2 protein-coding genes are annotated in these 2,242 nt (G+C 65.8%); both read right to left on the bottom strand.

Translation table 11 applies throughout. The annotated features are described in order from the left end of the window. Positions 1 to 262: 262 nt before the first annotated feature. Complete coding sequence (locus ACZ7IB_RS26530) at positions 263 to 916, bottom strand: YdcF family protein (protein ID WP_470916325.1); 654 nt, start codon at positions 914 to 916, stop codon at positions 263 to 265. Beyond that, a complete protein-coding gene (locus ACZ7IB_RS26535) occupies positions 913 to 1,701 on the bottom strand; it encodes a GntR family transcriptional regulator (protein WP_470916327.1) in 789 nt (262 codons plus the stop codon). The genes ACZ7IB_RS26530 and ACZ7IB_RS26535 overlap by 4 nt, the downstream gene beginning before the upstream one ends. Between the last annotated feature and the right edge of the window lie 541 nt (positions 1,702 to 2,242).

Raw genomic sequence — 2,242 nt, forward strand, 5'->3', positions numbered from 1 at the left:
CCGTTTGCCTCTCCTTTCCCCCCTTTCCCCCCTCTGCTGGCGGCATCCCGACCAGCCCCCCACCCCCCCCCCCCCCCCCCCCCCCCCCCCGCGCCGCGCTTGCGCGGCGCCTTGATGAAGTAGGGAAAGTTCTACCGCGCTGGGATCACGACGGTTTTCAAGACGGTTGCGGTTGGAGCGGCTTTACGTCGCCTGACCTGCGACTACGACTCAAGGCGCTTGTGTGCGGGCGCTTCTGGCCCACACATGGCCCATAGATCCCTCACGAGGCTGGGACGAGGCGGCTTGTGAACCCAGCGGCACACAGTCGCTCGTAGGCCACGGCGACAGAGTCCGGAACCTCTTGCCGAACCATGAACCCCTGCTCTGGGTAAATGAGTAGACGCTGCTGAGCCCCAACGAGCATGTCAAGGACAAGCCGGGGGTCTTTGATCGAGTCGACGTACTCCGTGAGAGTCATCGGCGCCGACGCGCTTACGAACTCAACCTCCGACCAGAGCTTGCGCGCGGTTGCGTAGGCCCGCCGCTCCTCGTACGGCTTGCTGACGAGCAGCACGGATGAAACGTCGACGTCCCGCTCGGCAAGCAGTGCGCGCGAGAAGTTGATGTTCTCACCTGTGTTCCGCGCGTTCGGCTCGACGAGAATGGCTGAGGCGGGAACTCCCAGGTCCAGCGCTCGTTCCCGATAGTGCTCGGCCTCCCCGCGGGGCATCCGGTCGCGCGTTGTGCGGCTGGTAGCACCTGTGAAGACGATCAGCGGGAACATGCCGCGCCGGTACAGATCAACCGTCACGTCTGCCACACCCAGGTCATGGCTGCCGAGACCGATGGCCACCGAGCAGGGGCGCGGCTCGTGGCGCATCTGCTGAAAGTCCCAAAGCTGCTGGGCATCCGACCATGCCTGCACCGAAATCACTGGGCTACTCCTTGCGTCGAGTCGGGGACCTTGAAGTCATACGCCCAGGCGAAGCGGCTCGCCGCGTGAATGCCGACGGCGAACTCCACGACGGTCCCATCGGCGGTGCAGGTGGTGCGGTGAAGCTCCACAACCCACTCACCAGGCGTGAGCTGAAGTAGCGCCGCCTCCTCCGACGTCGCGGGGCGAGCGAACAGCTCCTCCCGCATGTGATCGATCTCGTAGCCCGCGTCGTAGAGCACGCGGTAACCACCACCCTTGCCCGCTGGGCCCGGCGTCGGGTCAACAAGTCTCGTTCCCTCGACGTGCTCGGGGCGGTAGTAACTGGTCAGGGCGTGCGTCGGCTGGTCCCCCTCCTTCACGAGGTGGGCGCGCGCGTACACCTCGGAGCCATCCGGCAAGCCATGCGCCGCCGCTACCAGCGGCGTGGCCGGCACACGGCTGACGTTCTGCGTCTGCTCGCCACGCTTGTGCGCGCGGCCCGAAGCCACGCGGTCGGCGATGAACGCGACCTCATCACCGTCACGCCATTTGGCCTTGTCGTACCGAGCGATGCCGAGTCTCTTGAGCGGGGCTTGCTGCCGCACAACGGTCCCGTGACCGCGGGAAGAGGTCACCAAGCCTTCGGCTTCCAGGGCCTTGTAGGCCGCATGAACCGTGGACTTTGAACCTTCACCAGCCTCGACCAGGTCTCGGATGTGCGGCAGCTGCTGACCAGGGGCGTACTCGCCCCTCTTGATCTGCTCGGCCAGCTTGTCTGCCAGTTCTCGCCACTTGGGTGCCACGCGAACTCCTCTCGATGAGCCCAGTCAAGCACAGTCCCAGGACTGTTGACAGTCCTGGGACTGTGCGCCATTGTCTTCTCAGACGCACCGCAGTCCTAGGACAGCGGTCGGAGGGGGCCCTTCTTTGGGCTGCTTCGAACTGCGCCCGTCGGCTCTCCGCCGGACCGCATCGCTGAACAACTGCACAGCGTGATCCACCGCAGAACGACGGCCGTGACAGCACCGGCCGAGGCGAGTGGAGACCAGCCGACTGAGACCGGGCCCCCGTCACAACAGGGCCCCACACCCCAATGGGGGACACGCCCTCGGCTCTAAACAAACCGCAGTACAAAGCCCCGGCATCCACGCCGTGAGGGTGCCGGATCGAATCCGGCCCGGGGCACTGCCACCCCGCCCGGGTGGCCTCCACACAGAACGGCGCGGGGGGCCGGGGGGGGAAAAACAGGGGAGCCTTTTGGGGGTCCCACCCTCTCAGGAGGAAAAGAACCACTAAGAACACCGCCGTACTTCCAAACCTTGTTTCGGCGGCCCCACCTCGTTG

Source organism: Streptomyces sp. NPDC037301, from assembly GCF_055602785.1.